Here is a 17,928-nt window from a genome sequence, read left to right on the forward strand (position 1 = left end):
ATCTGTTTTACATGGGCTGTATTAAAAGATAATTCAAACTCATGAAGCAGAATATTTCAAAATTCTATATTATTACAGGTGGTCCGGGAGCCGGAAAAACAACGCTGTTGGATGAATTAAAAAAATATGGATTGACAACAGTTCCTGAAGAAGGCAGGAGAATTATTAAAGAACAAATGGAGTCCGGAGAAGAAGGGCTTCCCTGGCTGAACAAAGAACTTTTTGCTAAACTGATGTTTGAAGAATCTGTCAAAACTTACCAGAAACTCAATCAATCGACCCATTTGAAACCCGTTTTTTTTGACCGTGGAATATGGGATACGCTTGGGTATATGAGGCTTGAAAATATTCCTGTTCCGGAAGTAATGATAACAAAAGCCAGCGAAATGGTTTATAATAACAATGCTTTTATTCTTCCCCCATGGAAGGAGATTTATGAAAATGACCCGGAAAGAAAACAAAGCATTAAAAAAGCCATCCTTACTTTTGAATGTATGAAAGAAATTTATCAGGAATATGGTTTCAATATCATTGAAGTACCAAAAGTTACTGTAGAAAAGAGAGCTGCGTTTATACTTGACAGAGTTTTGATATAAAACTGAAATAGGCCCGGCTGAGGGCTATCCTTTATCAACAATCAATTATCATTTATTATAGTATGGACAATTTCCCATTTGAAAAAGAACTGATCGAACTCGCCGACAAAGATCTGACTGTAAGAGAAGAACTGCTCGCAGCAGGAAAACTTTCCGAAGGTTACCATCCTGAAATGGAAAAGGTTCATAAAGCGAATGCCCGGCGGCTTCGGGAAATTATAGCTGAAATAGGATTTCCAACCCTCTCAAAAGTTGGTGAAAAAGGAAGCAATGCTGCATGGCTGATTATCCAGCACGCTATTGGAGAGCCAGAGTTTATGAAAAAGTGCTGTACCATAATGGAAGAAAACAGCAGTGATATTAATCCGATCCATAAAGCCTATTTACATGACCGGATTCAGTTCTTTCAAAGCAAACCTCAAAAATATGGAACACAGCTTACCGCTGATGGAAAGATCTATCCCGTAGAAAACAAAGAAAATTTAAACAAAGAACGGGAAAAAGTAGACCTTCCTGCGTTCTCTGAGGCAGAAATCAACAAAATTCCGGAACCTGAAGACATTCCGGAAATAGATGATAAAAATGTTGAATATACGGTTTGGAGGAAAAAAGTAGGCTGGATTTAAAAAATGTTAAATGAAGAAGAAGATTTTATACTTAAACTTCCAACTCCCATCTTCCTGCTTTCATCTTAATTATTCACTTTCAAAACTTCACGAACCTCAATATTTCCACCTATTTTAAAGATAGGATTTCCTTTCGCCATTTCTACAGCCTCATCAATAGATTCTGCCCGTACAATAATATATCCGCTGATGAATTCCTTGATTTCGGTATAAGGACCATCCGTTACAATATTATCCGGTTTTACCGTTTTTGCAGCTCCCGGTGCGGGCAAGAGAGTATTTCCTTTATCTACAAGTTTGTTTTGTGCAGCAATGCTTCCCAGCCAGTTCAGGCGCTCCTGGATCTGTTCCGGGGAAGGCTTAAAATCAGAAACGTCTTTCAGTCTGAAGATTAACGCAAATTCTTTCATAATCAGATTCTTTATTTAAATGACGATTAAGACATGAAAATAGGGACAGAGTTTTAATTTTATTTTTAATCTGTCTTTGGTTTTTGCTCAAATGTAATATAATCAGATGCAGTATTTCCCGGGTTTTCAACATTTTTTACTTATCCAGTAAAGGTCTGGGATCAAACAGTACCTTTAAGGTATGAATCTTTCCATCTTTAATCTGGTACCATCCGGAAGCTTCTGTCGATTTTTCTCCCATATCAATAATATACCAGAAACATACATCTTCACCGGATGTAAAAGATTTCAGAATTTCATACTTAAACTTCATCTGCTTCATATCTTTAATGTAAACAGATGCGCCTTCTCTTTTTCCTAATATGCCTATAAATTTAAAATCAGGAGCAAGACAGCTTTCCGCTTTGTCAAAATTTTCCTCATTTAAATATTGAATAAACTGTTCCGCCACATTTTGGGTTGTATTGTCCATAATATTGTTTTTATTGTTGAGTACAAAATTAGCGGTTCACTGAGTGTTTCACTTGTGACTATAATCACAAAATGACTCCATTTTATGCTATTTTAAAACAGGAATTCTCCCTTTTGCATACGCAATCTGTTCTTTTTCCTTTTCCTGGTCCGGATGGTTTTTAAGGTACATCTGATAGTAGGTAGCCGCATTCTTAGGCTGTTTCAGATTCAGATCATAAAGAAGGCCTAAGCGATAATAAATAATATTACTGTTTCCAAAAGTCAATCCTCTTTTATAAGCTGTCACTGCATCATTGTATTGGTTTTTAGCTTCATAAATGCCTGCCAATGCTGCATAATATAGTGTGGTGTGATCTGAAATGGCTTCATCAATAGTCTTTTGGGCATAGATGGCAGCGTTGTTGTAATCTTTCAGTTCACGATAGCTTAGAGCCATGAAATATAAAGTGCCTTCGTTTTGTACTCCCATACCTTCCAGCATTTTATAAAGGCTAACACATTTTTGATAATCTTTTACATAAAAATAAGCCTGTCCCATATCATTTATTACATTCACATCCGCGTGGTTTTTAAGAAGTTTTTCACCAATTTCAATTACTTCCGGATATTTGGCGAGTTGATTGGCAACGGGTAATAACGCCTGTTGTAAAGTGAAATTTTCAGGGTCAGAAGCAATAGCTGTCTTCAAAACATCATACGCAGGCTGATATTGTTTCAGGCCACTGTAGGTCAGAGAAAGATCATAAGCAACATCAGCATCCGCAGCGCTAAGAGAGTTGGCTTTTTTGAGGTAGCTCAGTTTGGTTTCAGGAGTATCTGCATAAGTGGCAAGCTGCTTATAAGCATTGAAATTAACACTATCCAGTTGAACAATCTGTTGAAGATAAGTTTTGGCATTAGCAGCATTCCCTCGCCTGGAATTGATACTGGCAAGACTAAATAAAGTGGGAAGATTATTGGGTTGGATGGTGTTGATTTTCAGATAATTTTTTTCTGCTTCCGGTAGCTTTCCGGCCATCATATTACAATAGGCTATTTGTGAAAGAGCTTTTATATCCTCTGTATCTCCGGGATATATGCTTTGGAGATATTTTGCAGCATCGGCATAACGCTGTGTTTCATAATATTCAAGAAGCTTTTCTGTGTCAATTTTTGCAGACTGAGCAGTGAGACTGTTAAAGCCCAATAGAATAATGCACAAGCAAATTCCTTTTCTCATCATGGTTATTTTTAACTAAAATATTGGATATTTAGTAAGCTGCCAAATTTTACTATCACTTATTGGGGATTTTTTTAATTTTTATGAATAATTTATAATAAAACCAAAAACTTCTGTCATTAGATTCCTTATATTCATCCTGCAAAAACAGATCAGACAAAGCAATAAATATGGAAATAAAAACAGTACAATCATTCATTGATTATTATGAAAAAATAAGAGAAAGAACCAACCGCATTATTGCAGTAGTTCCGCCTGAACACATAGATTTTACCTATAAACCCGGAAAGTTTACCATTGGCGATCAGATAAGACATATTGCCACTATAGAAAGGTATATGTATGGAGAAACCATTATGGGAAAGAAAAGCGCTTATCCGGGATGCGGAAAAGAACTGGCCGACGGCTATGAAAATACTGTAAAGTTTTTCAATGAAATGCACAGACAAACGCTGGAAATTATCAATAACCTTTCTGATGAAGATCTTACCCGTAAATGCCTGACTCCGGCCAACAGTGAAATCTCTGTCTGGAAATGGCTCCGCGCAATGATAGAGCATGAGATTCATCACAGGGCAGAATTATATATTTATCTCAATCTCCTGGATGTAAAAACCCCACAGATTTACGGATTTTCTGCTGAAGAAGTTCAGGAACTGAGTGTAAAACTATAGAATGAAAGGAAGTTTTGAAGAATTTCAATCCGTTTGGGTTAATTTGTATATTAGCCCATTCAAAAAATTATAATGGCCAGACCTTTTATCATTCCTCTTTTACTCTTTTTAAATAGTGCGTATGCACAGACCTATTCAGATCTTAAACCTGGAGATACTTTGAAATATGCTCCCCAATCTCATAAACCTTCATGGATCTCGGTACAGTCAGCGGATGCCAATCTGGGAGTTGCCTTGTTTATGGATGGGAAAAAGGTAAAAGAACAGGATGATTCCAGAGGTATAAAGAGTGTTGAACGCTTCTACTTTACGCCGGAAAAAGGAAAAAAATATGAATTTAAAATCTGGGCCAAGTCTTATGTTGAAAAAAGTAAAACGGCCAAAGTTTCCATTACAGAATCCAAAAATGTACCTGTCCTGAATGGTCAGTTCACTTCTGATCAATTAATAGAAGACCTTCACACATTCCGTTCTATAAGAGAAAAAGCAAACTCCGGGCTGTATGTGTACAGAACAAGAAAGCAAATTGACAGTATTTATCAGCAGGCTGAAGAAGAAGCCAGAAACAGCAGGAATATTTTTGATTTTTATAAAATAATTGCAAAAGTTACCGGATTTGAAGGAAGCTGTCATAACTATACAGATCTTCCCAACCATGCTTCTTATTATCTCACCCAGAAACCGGAATATTTACCCATTACGTTAAAAAATATTGACGGTCGTCTGCTTCAGGATTCAAAAGACAATGTATTGCCTCTCGGTGCTGAAATCCTTTCTATCAACGGAATTCCTGCAAAAGAGATGATCAGTCGCTTTTCCCAGTATTATTTTTCTGACGGATTTTCAGCTCCTTACAAAGAAATGACAGGTTTTGAAAGGGGAATGCTGGATAAATTTTATATCGAATTCGGAACCCATAAAAACTATGTCATCAGCTACAAATGGAACGGAACTGTAAAAGAAGTTTCACTGCCGGGAATATCGTTGGAAAACTTTAAAAAACTTCAGGATTCAAGATATTCGCTTGCTTTTGACAAAAAACTGTTGTCTGAAAAATACAGCCTCAATAAAGAAGCAGATGGCATCTATCGCTTATCTTTGAGAGGATTTGATTTTGCAACCGGGAAAGACGATCCTGCCTATAAAAAATTCAGTGCTTTTCTTGATCAGATGATGGACACCCTTGAACGCGAAAAAATAGAAAACCTGATCATCGATCTCAGAGGAAATACCGGAGGTACAGGTGCTCTTTATGAAAAAGTATTTTCATACCTTACACAAAGACCCTTCCGTGACAGTCAATATGCCTATACCAACTTTAATGAAGTGCCTATGGAAGAAAAGCTGGTCATAACTTCTCTTTTTCTGTCAAATGGAGTAACAGATAAAACCGGTTTGAATGCTTACCTTAAATCATTATATCCTAAAGCCGTTCAGGGGAAATACTATTGGGCAGATGATAAAAACCCTTCGATTATGCCTAATGAAAGAACTTTTAAGGGGCAACTTTATTTGTTGGCAGATCAGCGTGTTGCCTCGGCAGCTTCCCACCTTGCTTCTCTGATTAAGTCCTATACCAATGCCATTGTGATAGGAAAAGAAACAGTGGGAGGGTACTATGAACATAACGGCCATCTTCCGCTGGTATATGAACTTCCCAACACCGGTATCCAGACCGGATTCTCTATTGTACATGTTATTCAGGATGCGCAGAATCTTCCCGATCAGAAAAAAGGTCAGGGAATTATTCCTCACGTTCAGATACAGCAGACCGATCAGGAATTTCTGGATCAGACTGATGTTTATCTGAAAAAATTTTCAGAGCTTAGAAAACAGTAAAACGATTTCATTTTTAATATAAAAACCAGCCGTACATTCATTATTTACGGCTGGTTTTTTTGTTGCTGAATTTCAGAGCCATTTTAGTTTATTTCTATTTTAAGTGATAAATTTATTGTTTTTATTTATTAAAAATTGTTAAATATCCATTTGATAAAGAGGTATTTATTTCTATTTTTTAATCATTTATTTTGGAATTATTAATAGAAAGTCGTAGAACTACTACAAAATTTCAGATTACTCACTGAAAATTTTTTGAATACAGATTAGCGTTTTATCTTTGTAATACCACCAATCCAATTACAAAAGAAATAATAATGATTAAAATTTGCCAGTCATCACGATAAACACAGGAGAAATCCTGAATTTCAACAGGGAGTAAAGTAAATACAAGAATTGCTTTACCTTTTACTTATGATTCTATGCCCTGTTTTGATCCCAATATCCGGATTTTATTCTTAGAATAGAACACGGATAACGAAAATGTATCTGATCTTTTTGATCCAGGTAGATTTTAGCCTTAAAAAATTTGACACTCCAATCAATCAAAATATTACAACTATGTTTCAGGACGATCATTCACCCAAAAGGCCTGTTTCCAAAGATAAAGTTCCAGCTGTAGATAATCTGAAAGAGAGTCTGAAAGATCAGGCTGTATCCAAAACTACCCAGAAAATACAGGAAAAATCAAGCGGAACTGTTAAGAAAGCTACAGAAAAAATGGTTCAGGCTCAGGCTTATACCGGAATGGTTCAAAGCGGTTCCCAAATGTTTATGAACCAGGTTAAACAGCCTAATCCACCTACATTGGTAGAGGATAAAGTATGGTCAAAACAGCCTACTTCCGGAATCTATAACGCCAATACAATTCCTGGCAATCAGGTAGCAGGAATCAACCGTGTGATAAAGCTTGAAATTGTAATTGACGGAAAAGTAATCAAACATTTCAAACATTTTCAGCTAAAGCAAAGTGCTGTAAAGCATCATGAATTTGACCTTATGCTGGCCCATGATACCCTTGGAAGCTCAGAAAATCATAATCTGGAAGAAGCCCAAAACTTTCTGGGAAAAAGAATTACCGTGATTTTCAGGTACAAAGACGTTGAAGACGGCCCTGAAAGAAACTTTGTAGGAGTTATCACTGAAGTAGGTTTCAGTCAGGAAAAAGGAAGCCTGGGAAATATTGTTCTTACAGGGGCAAGCCCCACTGTTCTTTTAGATGCAGCCCCTCATATTCAGAGTTTTGGCGGGGCACAGGAGATCAGTCTGAACAGTATTGCAGATCAGGTAATCAAAGAAGGTCTTGGACAAAATTCTTTTGATTTTAGAGTAGATGCCGCACACGGAAACGTTTCGTACAGTTCACAATATGAAGAAACCCATTACAACTATCTGGCAAGAATAGCAGAAGCGTATGGAGAACAGTTTTATTATGATGGTGAAGTCCTGCATTTCGGAAAACTTCCACCTCAGGAAAAGCCTGTGAAACTTACTTACGGAAGCAGTGTGAGTGACGTAAAGATCAAAATGAAAGCCCAGCATGTGAATCCTTCATTTTATGGATATAACAGTAGTAAAAATGAAAAATTAACGACAGGTAACTCTAAGATTACCCATACTTCAGATATAGCCAAAAGAGCTTATGAAATATCAGAAAAAACCTTTACAACCCCTTCACTGAGGGTAGCTCCGATAAAAGCGGTCTCTTTCATGGATGTGGAAAACTCTCAGAAAGGAACAGCAGGAAGTAAAGCTTCAGAAGTATTTGTTATTTCAGGTGTTACAACAGTGCCATTCCTGTATCCGGGCTGTATTGCTGATATTGAAATGCGGAAAGCAGAAAGCAGTGAAACGACTTATTTCACCAAGCTGATGATTATAGATATGTATCACGAGGTGGACGCAAGAGGATATTATACCGGAACATTTGAGGCAATAGCTTCTGACACAGGATTTATTCCACGACCGGAGTTTCATACTCCGAAAGCAGATGCACAATTTGCCAAAGTAATTTCCAATGCAGATCCTTTAAATCAGGGAAGAGTTAAAGTTCAGTTTGACTGGCAGAATGGCTCTACCACTACAGAATACATCCGGGTAATGACCCCTGATGGTGGCGGAAGCGAAAAAGTAAGCAAAAACCGTGGTTTTATGGCCATTCCGGAAGAAGGTGACCAGGTAGTGGTGAACTTTGCCCATCAACATCCCGACCGTCCGTTCGTGATGGGAGGAATGTTCCATGGTGGAGTTGGCGGCGGTGGCGGAGCCGGGAATAATATTAAAAGCTTAAGCAGTAAAAGCGGACATACCATGAGTCTGGATGATGGCGGTGGAATTACCGTAAGAGATAAAGACCAGAATTCTGTTTTTCTGGATGGAGCAGGAAATATAACCATAGACAGTAAGATTTCAATTACCCTCAACTGTGGAAGCAGCTCTATTTATATGGATAAAGACGGAAATATTCAGATCAAAGGAAAAGAAATATTTGTACAGGGAGTCAATATCGGAGTTGGAGGAACAACAAGTATCGGCGTTGGAGTAGGTCCTGAAGACGGTGATCCTACTTCCGGAGTCGGAATCAAGTCAGATACTCTGGATATCGGAACCAAAACCCTTTCCATGAGAGGAGATACCGAAGCCAATCTCAGCAGTGGAGGAAAAATAAATGTAGGTGGCGGAAGTGAAACAAATATTGTAAGTGGAACTGTAAAACTGAATTAAAAGCAGATGAATCCAGTAGATTTGGAGTTGGTAAAATTAAAAAGACAATGGCAGAAAGTCGTTTCAAAGAACGAAGAAAAACCTATGCTGATTTGTTTAGGAGAAAAACATGAAACCGATCTTTTTGATGGATTTATCAAATCAAAACTCTCCGAAGATGAAGAAGGAGATGATATTTTTTTACTCCATTATCAGGAATTTAACGGAATGAAATCTTTCGGACAGACTTTACTGGATGAATGGACCGAGTTTTACGGAATGCTGAAGAAAAGTGAGAAAAATATTCCCCAATGGGAACTCAAAGATCCGGAGCAGACTTTTAAAACAGATGCCTACAAAGCATTTTATCCTTTACTGGAATTAAAGAAAAACTTTCCCAATATTAAGGATTCAAAGATTTACCTCTATATAGCTCCGCTCAGGATCAGTGATACAGAAGAGCTGTCCCTCTGGGTGAAAGAATGGTGCAGGATCTGTGAAATGTCAGAAAACAAAGACCTTAAACTGGTTTGGGCAGAACATCATACCCATAGAACACTATCACAGATTCCTTCAGCGCACAGTTTCAGGGTAGAAGTGGATATCCATCAGTTAATGCAGAATACTGCAGCGCATACTAACCGGAAGAAAAACAGCCCGGATACGGATTTTCAGCAGCAGATTCTTATAGCGAGTAACCATTTAAGTAAAGAAAGATTCAAAGAAGCGGAACATGCCTTAAAAACAGCAGTGAAGCTCGCTAAAGAACAAAAAAATAAACAGGGAGAGATTTCTGCCTATTTTATGCTTACCCAGGCGTATACAGCAGACAGGAAAAAAGACAGGGCAGAAGATACTTACCGGATCATATTTGAAGAAGTAGAACCTGACTCACCTCTGGAAGTTCAGATGTACATGAATTACGGAAGCCATCTGTTAGGAAATTCCAAAAAATCCAAGGCAGAAAAAATATTTGAAAAAGCTGCAGAAACAGCACAAAAGATAGGAGAATATGCAATGGCTATTGAATGCTACAGAATCATAGGAACATTGAATGATACTGTGCTTACAAAAGATAAAATGATAAGGTATTTTGAAAAATGTCTCGACATAGCAAAATTAATGGATCCTTCAGTAAGGGAACAGAGCAGCCTGCGGTTTGTAGCCTCAATGCTGATTCTCAAATACGAAAGCGACCATTCTAAAAAAACAATACTGGACAATGAAATGAAGACTTATTTTGGTGATGACTGGAGGGTAAGTGTAGAAAGGCCAAAAGCAGGGTAATCTCAAATTAAAAGAATCATGGCAGATCTGAATAAAAAGACAGTAAAACCCATAAAGGTTGCAAAACCGGATATGAACCCCAACCGTTCTTTGAAGGTGAACGCAGACGTTACTTCAGTGAGCTGGGACAAAACCAAACAGGGTTGGAAGAACGGTATGAAAAATAACATTGACTCCCTGAATCCTGTATCTATGGCTAAATCCTTAGCTGGCGGAGATAGCGCTCAATCTGGGAAAAGTAGTAGTGGAGGTGGCGGTGGCGGTGGAAGCAGTGCTGTGACTGCCGAAAAAGCAGCTCCGGAAAGTAAGGTAAAACTGATCAAGGTGAATACTCCAGCAATGCCTTCCACTGCCATTCAGCATACGAGTAAGCATTTTGATATTGTGCTGGCCATTGATATCCACTGGACACTGATCCCGCCGCCGCCATCATTTATGCTGATTCCACTGCCATTGCCACATCCTTTTATCGGAATTGTTTTTGACATCATGGATTACATTACCATCACCATTCCGATTCCGCAGTTTGCAAGAAATCTGATGCCATCACTGCCGGAAAGTATTCCAATGGGAGGCTCCATATACGTTCACGGAAGACACAAAGCTACCACCACTACCAGTGTAATGGGAGTGGTGATTCCGTTCAGACACATTACATCACTCATTCCTGTATATATCATTCCTTTTCCTCAGGAAGCTCCGCACGAAGGAGAAGTGTATTATGGTTCACAGACCGTTTTGGCACAGGGAAGTAAAATGAGCGGAAACCAGCCGCAGCAGGTCCTTACCTGTATGGGATTCCCTTTCGGGATGACTATGCTTCCTGCGATGCCGGATAAACCGAAGAAAAATCCACTGGCCTATTTCGCATTCTATAATAACTTTTCAAGCATGTATATCCAGATCAATACGGGCGGGCCTGTATTGGTGGGAGGAGCTTTCGTCCCGCATGTCTATACGCCCGGAGAAATGCTGATGCGTCTTGCGGGAATGTTTTTAATGAGAAGCCTGACCAAGAAAATAGGAAAGTTGGGAGCTAACGGATTAAAGAAATTCAATAACAGTGTCCTTAAAAAAGCGCCGTTCAGTAAATTTAAATTTGCCAATGCTTTGTCTAAAAAATTGTGTAAATGGGGATTTGAGCCGGTTAATCTTGTGACAGGAGCAATGGTTTTTGAATGGGATGATTTTGAAATTCAGGGAAGCACTCCTTTAAAATGGAAGAATGTATGGCACAGTGACAGACCTTATGACTTCGGACCTTTAGGAAATGGGGTCTTCAGTAATCATGACCTGTTTATTCTTACTGAAAAAGGCAATAAGTTTGCCGGTTGGATGCATCCTGACGAAAATATTGCCATGTTAATCCCTGCGCCTGAAATTGGTGAAGAGATGACCTATTTCAGGGATCAGAAAATATGGCAGTACAGACCAAGCAGCAGTATTTGGGTGATCCGTAAAGGAACTGATATTTATACCTATAAACGTTTCTATCATGTTACAGAAGGAACAATTTATAAAGTGATTCATATTGAATATGGAGATGGCACAATCAGAGAATATGAGTATGAAGACCGGAATATTGTACTGAAAACTATAAAAGATGTAAAGAGCGGATTCAGTATTGAAACGGTTATTCATCCCGAATATAAAAAAATAACAGAAGTATATTACTGTTATAAAAAACAGAGAGACCTGCAGGTTCGCTACGATTATGATGAGCGGGGAAATCTTACCCATGTCTGGGATATTCATAAAAAAGCAATTGTCTTTGAATATGATGGAAGAAATCAGGTGGTGAAAAGAACGAACCGAAACGGAATGAGTTATCAGTGGGAATATGATGCAGAAGGAAGAGTAACGCATACCAAAGGTGTAGATGGGTATATGGAAGGAAAACTTCAGTATCATGATGAAGAAGGTTTCACGGAAGTTATTTATCCAAAACAAAACAACAAAACAGAAGAGTATCATTATGATGAAAACTTTCTGGTTTATAAAATGGTAGATGGAGAAGGAGGGGAAACCTGGTATGATTACACTGCTCACAGCGAGCTGAAAATGGTAGGATCTCCCGAAGGCCGAGTTGAAGGATATACCTACGATGAAATGGGAAATATCAAGATTTTCCATAGCCCGGATGGGGAAGAATACCATTATCAGTACAATGAATTCGGACAGGTGATTGCCCGTCTCTCACCTTCGGGAACTTCTGAAACATGGAGTTATGATGAAGACGGAAAATTGCTGAGCTATACTGATCCCACAGAAGAAAGCGTATATTACGAATATGCCGATGGGGAAAGACTTCCTGAAACCAGTAGAAGAGCAGATATTATCACACATTATGAGTACAATTCTAGAGGTCAGGTTATCCATTTGACCAATAGCGCAGGCGCTGAGCAATATCTGAAATATGACGAATACGGAAGAATGTTGGTTTTCAGCCCAAAACCTTTAAACAGAACCCTCCTGAACAGAGACAGAATGGGTAGGGTGGTAGAAGTAAATGAAGAAGGACAATTACCTTTGAAACTTCGTTATGATGCTTATGACCTTCCGATATATGCTACAGACGGCCGTGCAGAATGGCTGCTGAGCTATACCCCATTGGGAAGCCTGAAACGTAAGGTGAGAAGAAATGCAATTACCAATAAAAAAGAAGAGACCTTGATTTTTGGATATGATGCTTATGAAAACTTAGTAAGCATTACCAATGAAAAAGGAGAAATCTATTCTTTTGAAAGAAATAATAATAACGAAATCATAGGAGAAACAGGTTTTGACGGTCAGAAGAAGTTCTTTATTAGAGATAAAGACGGGCTCATTACCCAAAAAAGAACTCCTCAGGGAAGCAATACATTTTATGAATATGATTTAGGACGAAGAATAACACAGACCCATTACCCTGACGGCACCTGGGAGGCATATCAATATGATACTTCAGGATTACTGGTTAAAGCTGATAATGAAGACAGCAGTATCAGTTTCCAGAGAAATAAATTAGGACAGATCATCACTGAAAAACAAGGTGAACACTCTATTCAGTATGAATATGACGATCAGGGAAATCTTATAGGTCTGCAAAGCAGTTTGGGTGCGGAAATAGAATATTCTTACAATGATCTGAGGCATCTTAAAACTGTTAGGGCAGTTACTCCGGATCTTCAGTTGCCATGGCAGATGAACCTCAATATCAGCCAAAACGAACAACTGCTTTCCCGCGAAATGACGGGTGGTATAGACAGCACTTTTGAATTTGATCATATCGGAATGCCGGTGAGTCAGAAAGTGACAGTTAATAAAACAGAAACGGCTTTCCATAAAGATTATGACTGGGCAGCCGGAAGCCGTTTGCTTCATGTTCTGGACAGGGTGACAGGTGGACGGACAAGATTTGATTATGATGCCTTTGGAAGCCTTGTCGCAGCAGAAAATTCCAGTGGGGAAGTTCAGTATAAAAATCCTGATGAAACTGGCTGTCTATACGAAAGTGCAAGAAGAACAGACCGTGTATATGATAAAGGCGGAAAACTTATGCGTGACAAAAACTGGTTCTATCATTATGATGATGAAGGAAATTTACTATTAAAAAGTAAACGGCCGGTTAATAATGTTTTGCCTGAGCATCGGGAAGAAGAAAACAACGTACATCCTTATTACAAAACGATAGCTTCAGACTGGCTGAATACTCCTAAACTGCCAAACGGTATAGACTTACCGGATGTGAATCCCGTATCTTCAGAAGAAGTACAAAGCCCGGAATGGAACCCTGGTGACTGGGCTTATTTCTGGCATGCCAACGGTATGCTTACCAAAGTAAAACGTCCGGATGGAAAAGAGGTGAGTTTTGGATATGATGCATTGGGAAGAAGAATATCTAAAATTGGAGCAAAGAAAATAACTCGTTATATTTGGGATGGCAATGTTCTTTTACATGAATGGAGTTACGATATTGATGAAGAACCTGTAACCACAGTAGATGATGACGGAAATGTCATTGTGGGCAAAGAACCTGTGGAGAATGTGGTGACCTGGGTATATGAGCGAAATTCATATGTGCCATGTGCCAAAATTATCAACGGAGAAAGCTACAGTATTGTTTCTGATTATTTAGGAAGACCTGTTCAGGCTTTTGATAAAGAAGGTAAAGTAATCTGGAGTACAGAATATGATATCTATGGAAATCTTAAAAATGTAAAAGGTGACCGATATTTTATTCCGTTCAGACAGCTTGGGCAATATGAGGATATAGAAACAGATGGTCTTTATTATAACAGATATAGATATTATGACAGCAGCAGTGGCGTATATCTGTCAAAAGACCCCATAGGCTTATTTGGGAATAATCCCAACCCTTATGCATATGTTTTTGACAGCAATAACTGGGTGGATATCTTTGGCTTAGATCCACTTGGTACAACTGGATACGCAGTATATGCATTATATGAAAACGGATCATCAACTCCATATTATGTAGGTATTACTAAACAAAATGTTGGTGATAGGATGTCTCAGCATATGGATACAGGAAGATATGGAGAAACAACTACTCATAGAGTTCTCCAGGAAAATATAACAATAGAACAGGCAAGAGGATATGAGCAGTTTTATATTGAGCAGTATGAAACAAAAACAGGAATTATTGGGGAAGAAATATCCTCTACAAATAGAGGAAATAAAATAAACTCGTTTGAAAAAACCCGTACAGATCCTAGAGGTGTTGCTTTTAAAGCTGAATACGATAAAATTAAGAAAGAAGCTGAATTAGCTGGAACAAGAATAAAATGTAAATAATTTATGGAATACTTTGAAAAAAAAGAAGGTAACATCTTTTTCATACCTTTATTTTTACCTGGAGGGGTAAAGGAAAATATTAAAAATTATAAATCTTTCAAATTTTCTGAAAATGAAACTTATGCTTATGGAAGATTAATTGAAAAAAATGATTCAACAGGAGATCTTATTGAAATATTCAAATATACAGGTGAAATTCCAAAGGATAAGAACATAATTCTTAATTCGGGAAGATTAACAGAGCCTATCCATACTACGCTGGCTTTTGACAGAGACAGATGGAGATTCATTTTTGAAACAGATAATTATGATAAAAATAAAGATTCCAATTATTCTGAAATAACTTTTATTCTGGGTACGGAAAATAGCTTTGATTTATGGAAAGGAGGTACAAAGCAAAGAATAAGTAATGACGAAGCTAAAAAATATAACCCTTGGACTATATTCAATCCAACAAGAGTTGAAGATGCCATAAAGACTAATAACCTAGCCCAACTCCAGCAATAGAAATAGTAAGATTATGGAAATTAATGAATTAAAAGAAGTCATCAAGCCTTTTTTTTGGGTAGAACATGCAAACAGCTTTTCGGTATGTTTAGATGTGGGAGCATATAAACAGGAAATATTTGATACCCGTGCTGATGAAGGGTTTGAAGGTAATGGTTATGATTGGGCATCGTTGGCAGACGTTTTTATCAGAGAAAAAAGAGCCGATCTGATGGATATCATTCATTTTGATCCTGAAGCAGGAATGTTTTGTGCTTACTCTTCCGATTCAGAAAAGTTGAAAGATTTTATTTTAAACTTTAAAAAAACATGTGAAGATGAAACTTTAATCAAAGATTTGTTTTCAAGGGCTGAACTTGACTAATCAAATATTAAAACAATTTAAACAGGTTTAGATGATAATTAGCAGATAAAACTTAATCCAAATCCAATCCAAATATACATGAAGAAAATATTCTCAGAACTTAAAGGTTTTGTGGTGTTTAGTCCGCAGCTTTTAGCAAACTACCTGCAGGAAAATCATCTTCCGGGTACTAATATTTTAAAATATTTCGTAGAAAATGAGCATGGAGACGAAATCACAAAATCAGGAATCGCTATTCCAATAATAGGGGTAGAAGAAGATTATTATGCATTCAGAGTCTCTGTGAATGACGAAAAGATTTTAAATGATGATGAAGTAGAGGTGGAGTCACGAGGCTGGATATTTCAAACCGCTAATAATGAAGTGAAAATTGTTGGCATTGGCTATTTAAAAGATATTGCTGCTATCAGCGAAGAAAATAGTGTCACACTATCTCTGGAAAACGGATGGTATTCTTTAAAAATACGGGGAGGGAATAAAGACGGTGAAAGACTATTTGAACTGAATATGCAGAAACAGGACGTGTATCCGGCCTTTAGCGGAGATGTGACTACCGAATATTATTACGGGTAAAAATAGGCATTAAAAAATAGTAATGAAGGCGAAATACCTTTATTAAAGGGTAAATAACTGAAGTTGAGTTGTTAATAAATTTTAATTTAACAACTTCGAAAGATAGAATTTTCTTCAAAAACAGAGAAATGTAAATTTTCTTCAAAAAATATTTTGCCAGTAATAAAAAACGTTCTATATTTGCACCACTGAAAACAACGGTATAACCGGAGTTAAAGGAGAGTTGGCAGAGTGGTCGATTGCGGCAGTCTTGAAAACTGTTGACTGTAACAGGTCCGGGGGTTCGAATCCCTCACTCTCCGCCAGGTTAGAAACCAAAATAAGCTAAAACGCTGTAAACATCAATGTTTACAGCGTTTTTTGTTTTACGCTTGTATCAAAAAAAACCAAAATAGGTCACGATTTATATGACCTATTTCGTGTCCCATTCAAAAAATTACAAAAATGGGTCACGAAAAATCAGGGAAATCCCGACCAACAGGCAGTCTAACGATTGTACATCTTGCAAAAAGTGGTAACAAAAAGTAAATTATTAAACCATTAAAGTTATCACACAATGAACAAAACATTCAACCTGTTATTCTTTATAAAAAAGAATAAGATCAGAACAAACGGAACCGCTCCCATCTACTTACGAATTACGATAGACGGCAAGGCCGCAGACATTGCTGCTAAAAGATATATCGATCCGAAGAAATGGGATGTTAAGGCACACAAGGCACTAGGTAATTCGCAAGAAGCTAAAACACTGAATCTCTATCTTAAAACTTTGGAACAGAAAGTTTACGATTTCCACTACCTGATGCTGAAAGAAGAAAACTTTGTAACTGCAGAGAGTTTAAAATCTAAACTGCTTGGAACTGACATTGAGCAAAGAATGCTCATCCCCATCTTTCAGGAGCATAATGATAAAGTGGAAGCCTTGGTCGGTCAGGATTTTGCTGCCGGAACATTGGAACGTTACAGAACTTCCTTAAAGCATACGCAGGAATTCATTAACTGGAAGTACAAAGTTTCTGATATTGATATCACGCAAATCGATCACGGTTTTATCAGTGATTATGATTTCTGGTTGCGCAGTGTGCGTAAATGCGCAAACAATACAGCCGTTAAATACCTCAAAAATTTCAAAAAGATCATTCGTTTGTGTATGGCGCACGGTTGGATCACCAAAGATCCTTTTCTCGGCTATAAAGCAAAAATAAAGGCTGTCGAACGTCCATATCTTACCAAAGACGAAATTCAGATGATTTACGAAAAGGAATTTGCATCAGACCGATTGAACCAAGTTCGGGATATCTTCCTTTTTAGCTGCTATACCGGATTGGCTTACGTGGATGTCAAGCAATTGTCTAAGTCTAACATCAACGTTGGGATTGATGGTGATCAATGGATTTTTACCCATCGTCAAAAGACCGATATTTCAACCAGAGTTCCATTATTGCCTGTAGCTCAAGAGCTGGTTTTAAAGTATGAGAATCATCCACAATGCGTCAATTCAGATGTCCTGTTTCCTGTTCTCAGCAATCAAAAAATGAATTCGTATCTCAAAGAGATTGCGAGCGTCTGTGGAATCAATAAAGATTTGACTTTCCATATCGCAAGGCATACGTTTGCTACTACTGTTACTTTATCCAATGGGGTTCCCATTGAAAGTGTGAGTAAAATGCTGGGGCATACGAATATAAAAACGACGCAGCATTATGCGAAGATCCTGGATAAGAAAGTGAGTGATGATATGATGGTTTTAAGGGGAAAACTTCATAACAAATAAAAAAATAGGGATAAATAAAAAAGTCTTACACTTATTTTAGGACGGGACATCCCTTTAAATTTGATTTTTAAGATATGCCTATAAC

14 protein-coding genes and 1 tRNA gene are annotated in these 17,928 nt (G+C 37.7%); 12 read left to right on the plus strand and 3 right to left on the minus strand.

Annotated features, from left to right (window positions below; genetic code table 11):
* The first annotated feature begins 41 nt into the window (after positions 1-41).
* Both DYR29_RS01510 and DYR29_RS01515 read left to right on the plus strand, forming a co-directional pair.
* Positions 42-596 (plus strand): AAA family ATPase, encoded by a 555-nt coding sequence (locus DYR29_RS01510; RefSeq protein ID WP_213278916.1) that lies wholly within the window; start codon positions 42-44, stop codon positions 594-596.
* A 62-nt stretch (positions 597-658) separates the two neighbouring features.
* Positions 659-1,222: a DUF6624 domain-containing protein gene (locus DYR29_RS01515; protein WP_213278917.1), complete on the plus strand. Its 564-nt coding sequence runs from the start codon at positions 659-661 to the stop codon at positions 1,220-1,222.
* A gap of 65 nt (positions 1,223-1,287) precedes the next feature.
* Here DYR29_RS01515 and DYR29_RS01520 read toward each other — a convergent pair whose 3' ends face one another.
* From DYR29_RS01520 to DYR29_RS01530, 3 genes are all read right to left on the minus strand, one after another.
* On the minus strand, positions 1,288-1,632 hold the full coding sequence (locus DYR29_RS01520) for a YciI family protein (RefSeq protein WP_213278918.1): 345 nt from the start codon (positions 1,630-1,632) through the stop codon (positions 1,288-1,290).
* Positions 1,633-1,768: 136 nt separating this feature from the next.
* A complete protein-coding gene (locus tag DYR29_RS01525) occupies positions 1,769-2,104 on the minus strand; it encodes a nuclear transport factor 2 family protein (protein ID WP_213278919.1) in 336 nt (111 codons plus the stop codon).
* 87 nt (positions 2,105-2,191) lie between these two features.
* Entirely contained in the window at positions 2,192-3,325 is a 1,134-nt protein-coding gene (locus tag DYR29_RS01530; RefSeq protein ID WP_213278921.1) for a tetratricopeptide repeat protein, read from the minus strand.
* A 170-nt stretch (positions 3,326-3,495) separates the two neighbouring features.
* Here DYR29_RS01530 and DYR29_RS01535 point away from each other — a divergent pair, with 170 nt between their 5' ends.
* From DYR29_RS01535 to DYR29_RS01580, 10 genes are all read left to right on the plus strand, one after another.
* Positions 3,496-3,999, plus strand: coding sequence for a DinB family protein (locus tag DYR29_RS01535; RefSeq protein WP_213278922.1), 504 nt, complete (start codon positions 3,496-3,498; stop codon positions 3,997-3,999).
* A 72-nt stretch (positions 4,000-4,071) separates the two neighbouring features.
* Positions 4,072-5,838, plus strand: a complete 1,767-nt coding sequence (locus DYR29_RS01540; protein WP_213278923.1) for a S41 family peptidase — start codon at positions 4,072-4,074, stop codon at positions 5,836-5,838.
* A gap of 561 nt (positions 5,839-6,399) precedes the next feature.
* On the plus strand, positions 6,400-8,562 hold the full coding sequence (locus tag DYR29_RS01545; RefSeq protein WP_213280554.1) for a type VI secretion system Vgr family protein: 2,163 nt from the start codon (positions 6,400-6,402) through the stop codon (positions 8,560-8,562).
* 6 nt (positions 8,563-8,568) lie between these two features.
* On the plus strand, positions 8,569-9,828 hold the full coding sequence (locus DYR29_RS01550) for a tetratricopeptide repeat protein (RefSeq protein ID WP_213278924.1): 1,260 nt from the start codon (positions 8,569-8,571) through the stop codon (positions 9,826-9,828).
* Between the two features lie 18 nt (positions 9,829-9,846).
* Positions 9,847-14,625: an RHS repeat-associated core domain-containing protein gene (locus tag DYR29_RS01555; protein WP_249413586.1), complete on the plus strand. Its 4,779-nt coding sequence runs from the start codon at positions 9,847-9,849 to the stop codon at positions 14,623-14,625.
* 3 nt (positions 14,626-14,628) lie between these two features.
* Positions 14,629-15,132 carry an Imm26 family immunity protein gene (locus DYR29_RS01560; RefSeq protein ID WP_213278925.1) on the plus strand — a complete coding sequence of 168 codons (504 nt, stop codon included), beginning with the start codon at positions 14,629-14,631 and terminating at the stop codon, positions 15,130-15,132.
* Between the two features lie 13 nt (positions 15,133-15,145).
* Positions 15,146-15,496: an immunity 51 family protein gene (locus DYR29_RS01565; protein ID WP_213278926.1), complete on the plus strand. Its 351-nt coding sequence runs from the start codon at positions 15,146-15,148 to the stop codon at positions 15,494-15,496.
* Between the two features lie 78 nt (positions 15,497-15,574).
* Entirely contained in the window at positions 15,575-16,069 is a 495-nt protein-coding gene (locus DYR29_RS01570) for a hypothetical protein (protein ID WP_213278927.1), read from the plus strand.
* Positions 16,070-16,286: 217 nt separating this feature from the next.
* Positions 16,287-16,374: transfer RNA gene (locus DYR29_RS01575), tRNA-Ser, on the plus strand.
* Between the two features lie 251 nt (positions 16,375-16,625).
* The gene (locus tag DYR29_RS01580; protein WP_213278928.1) at positions 16,626-17,843 is read left to right on the plus strand and encodes a site-specific integrase; all 1,218 of its coding nucleotides are present in this window, start codon (positions 16,626-16,628) and stop codon (positions 17,841-17,843) included.
* The last annotated feature ends 85 nt before the right edge of the window (positions 17,844-17,928 follow it).

Origin of the sequence: Chryseobacterium indologenes (genome assembly GCF_018362995.1) — a bacterium.
Lineage (GTDB): Bacteria > Bacteroidota > Bacteroidia > Flavobacteriales > Weeksellaceae > Chryseobacterium > Chryseobacterium indologenes_G.